This window comes from Leptodesmis sp. (assembly GCF_052746595.1).
Genome location: NZ_JBRAGO010000003.1, coordinates 1 through 5,388, shown reverse-complemented (window position 1 = coordinate 5,388; position 5,388 = coordinate 1). Strand labels below are relative to the sequence as shown.

General features: G+C 52.7%; 6 protein-coding genes. 2 read left to right on the top strand and 4 right to left on the bottom strand.

Translation table 11 applies throughout. From position 1 onward, the window contains the following. Window positions 1–1,248: nickel pincer cofactor biosynthesis protein LarC (larC, locus tag ACUVQO_RS01075; RefSeq protein WP_445924046.1), on the top strand; the 1,248-nt coding region annotated here is incomplete at its 5' end. A gap of 46 nt (window positions 1,249–1,294) precedes the next feature. On the opposite strand, the gene pyrE is transcribed toward larC, so the two are convergent. The 4 genes from pyrE to rpmG form a co-directional block, all read right to left on the bottom strand. Continuing rightward, a complete protein-coding gene (gene pyrE, locus ACUVQO_RS01070; protein WP_445924045.1) occupies window positions 1,295–1,888 on the bottom strand; it encodes an orotate phosphoribosyltransferase in 594 nt (197 codons plus the stop codon). 103 nt (window positions 1,889–1,991) lie between these two features. Further along, window positions 1,992–4,013 carry a ribonuclease catalytic domain-containing protein gene (locus tag ACUVQO_RS01065; protein ID WP_445924044.1) on the bottom strand — a complete coding sequence of 674 codons (2,022 nt, stop codon included), beginning with the start codon at window positions 4,011–4,013 and terminating at the stop codon, window positions 1,992–1,994. A 45-nt stretch (window positions 4,014–4,058) separates the two neighbouring features. Beyond that, window positions 4,059–4,274: a 30S ribosomal protein S18 gene (gene rpsR, locus ACUVQO_RS01060; protein WP_233743495.1), complete on the bottom strand. Its 216-nt coding sequence runs from the start codon at window positions 4,272–4,274 to the stop codon at window positions 4,059–4,061. A 135-nt stretch (window positions 4,275–4,409) separates the two neighbouring features. Next, entirely contained in the window at window positions 4,410–4,604 is a 195-nt protein-coding gene (gene rpmG / locus ACUVQO_RS01055) for a 50S ribosomal protein L33 (RefSeq protein ID WP_233743496.1), read from the bottom strand. Between the two features lie 88 nt (window positions 4,605–4,692). On the opposite strand from rpmG, the gene ACUVQO_RS01050 reads away from it, so the two are divergent. Next, window positions 4,693–5,388, top strand: a 696-nt coding sequence (locus ACUVQO_RS01050) for a molybdopterin molybdotransferase MoeA (protein WP_445924043.1), incomplete at its 3' end; no start/stop codon positions are given.

Sequence of the window (5,388 nt, the reverse complement as noted above, 5' to 3'; positions counted from 1 at the left end):
CCCACTCCTCCACCCCTGCACCGTTTGGCTGACTCTCACGGAAGCCCCTCTATCCACCCTCACCCACCTGTCCGCCACTTCCCTGATATTGAGCAACTCATCCTGCAAGCCCAACTTCCCCGACGGGCAGAAGTCTGGAGCCTGACCGTATTTCGCAAGCTGGCTGAGGCTGAAGGTGCTGTTCATGGGGTGCCTCCGGAGCAGGTTCACTTTCATGAAGTCGGTGCAACGGATGCTCTGGTAGACATTATTGGTACCTGTCTGGGTCTGGATTGGTTGGGCATCGATCGCCTCTACTGTTCAGCCTTGCCCACGGGAGGAGGCTGCATTCGGGCTGCTCATGGTCGCTTACCCGTTCCTACACCTGCTGTGTTGAAACTGTTCGAGATGGGCCAGGTACCGATTTACAGCAATGGAATTGAGAAAGAGTTAGTCACGCCTACGGGAGCGGCGATCGCCACCACCCTGGCCACCCAATTTGGTCCTCCCCCACCCATGATTCTGCACAAAGTCGGATTAGGAGCCGGAAGTCGGGATTTGTCTCTACCGAATATTTTGCGGCTGTGGATTGGGGCAGAGACGACAGAAGGCAGTAGGTTTGGAGTGGAGGAGTGGAGCGGTGGAGGAGTGGGGGAAGCAGAGGGAGATGGGGAAGATGAGGAAGGTGAGAGAGAAATTCAAAATTCAAAATTCAAAGTTCAAAATTCTCGTGCCGCAATCCAAAATCCAAAATCCAAAATCCAAAATTTCACTCCCCCTAATCCTCAACCCCTAATCCCTAATCTCACTACCCAAGCCATCGCTGTCCTGGAAACCCAAATCGACGACTTGAATCCGCAGGCGATCGCCTATGTGCTGGAAGTTCTCCTGGAAGCGGGGGCACTGGATGTGTTTACGCAGGCGATCGGCATGAAAAAGTCGCGTCCGGGGGTGCTGCTGACGGTGATTTGTCAACCGGAGGATGTTGCTCGGTGTGAGGTAATTCTGTTTCGCGAAACGACGACGCTGGGCATTCGCCGATCGCTCCAGGAACGTCAGATTCTGCCGCGTGAGTTGCAATCTGTGGAGACAGCGTATGGGCCAGTACGGGTGAAGGTGGCCTGGGCGGAGGGGCGCGATCGACCTCCTACGAATGTTCAGCCCGAATACGAGGACTGCGCCCAACTAGCCCGCTCTCATAATCAACCCTGGCGACAGATCCAGCGGGCAGCCTTAGAAAGCTGGTATCGGCAAAACGGTGCGGAGTGAGAAGTTTTGAGTTGAAGTGAGAACTTAATACTCAAAACTTAAAACTTTAGTGCAGTTCTGCCCAACGCTGCTGCAAATCCTGGATAGAGAATATGGCCTGAAAGGGGATACCAGCCTGTTGATAAACTTCGGTTCCCCCCTGCTGGCGATCGACCAGGGCCAGCACTCCGTTCACGACATATCCGGCAGCCTGTAGCCGTTCTACCGCTTTCAGCGCTGATTGTCCGGTCGTCACCACATCTTCCAATACGGTAACTGGAGTGCCAGGAGGTAAGGTTGGCCCTTCAATATACGCCTGGGTGCCGTGGCCTTTGGCTTCTTTACGAACGATCAGGGCGGTCAGCGATCGACCTTCGTAAGCGGCTACGACACTGGTGGCTGTAACCATTGGATCGGCTCCTAAAGTCAGTCCTGCCACGGCCTGAGTGTCTGCTGGCAGCAGGGATAGCAGCATCCGACCTACGGCTACCCCCCCTTCAGGATGAAGCGTCACCTGTTTCCCGTTGATGTAGTAAGTACTTCGCTGTCCAGAGGAGAGGACAAAATCGCCTTCTTCATAAGCCACTTCGCAGAATAGATCCAGGAGTTTCTGCCGGAGGGTAACGAGATCAACGGTAGCAAGCGATAAGGAAGTCATCATGAATGCTGCACAGGATGGAGGTGTGAATTGATTGATGCGTTACCTTGGCACTCACGCATCCTACATAAATTCGGTTTGTTGCTTGGCTGTAAACCTTCTGCAATCAAGCCGTAACTTCTTCAAAGTGAATAATGTCTTGTCGAGGATCGGCATGGCTCACCCGCAGTTGCAGATGGTCGCCAGGATAGACGGAGCGGGTAAAGCGCATGGCTAATTCCAGTCCCAAATCTTCCAGCAATACCAGGCCCAGGTTGTCCTGTTCCCGTAACCAGCGCAACATTAAAGCGTGCCAGATCTCGTTGGGAGATCGCCGCAGAAACTCCAGTCCCCAATAGCGGTTGGTTTGCCGCTCAACCAGAACGGCTTCCTGAACGGTAGTGCTGACGCTTAAGGTTAACTCCTGCATTTCTTCTGCTGAGAAGGGTAAAGGCGCACCCCGCAGGTGAGCTTTGATCTGGAAATGGGCCAATAAGTCACTGTAACGACGAATCGGAGAAGTCACCTGAGTATAGGTTTCCAGTCCTAAACTGGCGTGACGGGCTGGGGTAATGCTCATCTCGCTGCGAGGCATACAGCGACGAATCGCACACGAACGCACCGGCCCTGCTGGAAGTAGCAATAACTCTTCTTCGGGCGGCAATTCAGGCTGGGGCTGATTGCGGAAGGGAATGGGGATGCTATGGGTCTGACCGTAGTGGGCTGCGGCTTCTCCTGCCAGAATCATCATTTCTGCAACGAGTTGCCGGGCCAGGGAGTTATGTAGCACATCAATGGTAATCTCGCCGTCTTTCACCTTAATCGAGGATTCCGGCATGTTGATGCTGATTGCGCCCTGAGACTGCCGCCACTGTTGCCGCAGTTTAGCCCACTGAGCAATCGCTTCCAATTCCGACTCGCCCTGCACGCCTCCCAATTCCAGCATCTCATCCACATCCTCGTAGGTGAGGCGGTAGGTGGCTTTAATATGGCTGGTATGAATTGAGTAGTCTGCGATCGCCCCCATTTCATCCAGAGTGATACCAAAGCTGAGAGCGCAGCAGATCTGTCCCTGTCTCAGACTCATGGGGCCAGTTGCCAGTTCTGAAGGGAACATAGGAACCATCCCGGTGGGCAGATACACTGTTGTACTGCGGCGACGGGCTTCTAAATCCAGTTCATCTCCCGGTAGTACCCAGCGACTGGGATCTGCAATGTGAATCCACAGGCGTTGCTTGCCGTCTGGTAAATATTCCAGGCTGAGACCATCATCAATTTCGCTCGTACTTTCATCGTCGATCGTATAGACCTTGAGGTGAGTCAGGTCCAGGCGATCAGGATGCAGATCGGCAGGGGGAGAAGCTAAGCGGTTTTGCACCACTTCCAATACCTTTGGTGGAAATTGAACCGGAATTTGACTGCGACGCAAAAACAAATTCTCATGGGGATCCCAGAGGCCTAGATCAACCAGAAGTTGAAAAGCAGCTTGCGGCGTTTCAGGTCGTTTCAAGTGTAACAGGGTTTCTGTGGCGGGTGTCCGGTGAGTTGCCTCCTCACCCATTACGGCAAACCGTTCCAAGGCTTCTAAGCGAGGCCGATCGCCCGCCTGCCACTCTACCGGTTCTCCTGCTAATCGCTGCTGCAGACGATCGATAAAGCCCTGCCACTCCCGTTGTCGCTGCGCCTCCATCGTCATCTGATGCTTCAGTTCGGCTACCTGGGTTTTAGAGCGAGGTTCGTACCGTTCGCCCTTGAGCTTGAAGTACAGCTTGTCTTCAGAGAGGAGCCAATAAGCAGCGTAACTGAGCGGTGGACTTTGGTCAGAAAACAGCAACAAAGCCATTTCCGCTGGATTGACGGTTTTCCCGTCTTCCACCAGCAATTCCCAGGCTACTTCCAAACTGGATGGATCCAGATAAGGCTCCACCTGCTGGATAAACCCCTTAATCTCGGAAGGCTTGTAGAAACCCTCCACCTCGTAAGTAATCTCGCGAGGATGCAGGGTATGAGATTGGCCACGATCGTCTATGGCAATCCAGTGCTTTTTGCCCTCTGGACGCTCTAAAACAGCAAGGCGACGGTGACGAAGCCACTCTGCCGCAGGATTCTCGCTGTTGGTTCTAAATTCAACAAGGGTTCCCTTCTCCATTGAATTCAACCGCTAACGAGGTAGAGAGGCCCGACCTGAGACAAATTAACCTTCTTTGTTGATGAAGGGTAACAAAGCCAGAATACGTGCCCGCTTAATTGCCTGAGTCAGATCCCGTTGTTGTTTAGCGGTTAATCCCGTAATTCGGCGAGGCAAAATCTTTCCCCGCTCGGTAATAAACTTACGCAGCAGATCGACATCTTTGTAGTCGATCGGTTCATCAGGTTTGATCGGAGATACGCGGCGACGAAGATAGGTCATGGTTTAAGCAGTGTTTAGAGTTTAACAATCAATTAGTTTTAAGGTTTAAGTGTTGAGCTTTAAGTTCAATTCTGAGCCAAGCAGATGTGCAATAGTCGTGCTCCTTGTAACTTAAAACTTAGAACTCAAAACTCATCACTTAATTTCTTTATGCAGGGTGTGTTTGTTGCAGTGAGGGCAGAACTTTTTCAGTTCTAAGCGGGCAGTGGTGTTCCGCCGATTCTTTTTAGTCGTGTACCGAGAAACCCCTGGAGAGCGCTTGTCGGGGTTGGTGCGACACTCGGTACATTCGAGTGTGACAATAATACGAACATCTTTAGCCTTAGCCATAGTCCTACAAGCTCGATCGCGAGACAAAATTTAGACACAATCGTCTATTATTTCACAGGATGCCAAACTTCTGCAATGAGGAAAGGAGATGATTCCGGCTAGCGAAGCGGAGCAACAAATTCTCAGCCTGGTACAGCCTCTAGATCGCGATCGCGATACGGAACAAGTACCCCTGCTGAACGCTGCAGGCCGCATTCTCGCAGAACCTGTAAGCAGTTCTCTGGACTTTCCTCACTGGGATAATTCAGCGATGGACGGTTATGCCGTTCGCTATGCCGATGTGCAGAACTGTACGCCCGATCGTCCTGTGACATTAACGATCGTTGAAGAAATTCCTGCCGGATACCAACCGCAAAAAACCGTGCAATCTGGGCAGGCGGCCCGAATTCTCACAGGTTCCATGCTTCCCGCAGGGGCAGATACGGTGGTGATGCAGGAAGACACACAGCGGCAGGGCGATCGAGTAACCGTTCTGACGGCTCCCAAACCACATGCCTTTGTCCGTCATCAAGGAGCCTATTATCAAGCCGGAACGCCCCTATTACCCGCTGGATGCAAACTGCAGGCGACCGAAATTGCAGTTCTGGCTGCTGCTCAACAGGCCAATGTGAAGGTTTATCGTCGTCCTCGCGTGGCCATTTTGTCTATTGGGAGTGAATTAGTTGGCCTCGATCGCCCCCTGCAGCCTGGGCAACTGGTGGACTCGAACCAATACGCCCTCGCCACTCTAGTTGCCCAGGCTGGAGCAGAACCTGTGCCAATGGGCATTGTTCCGGACGACCTG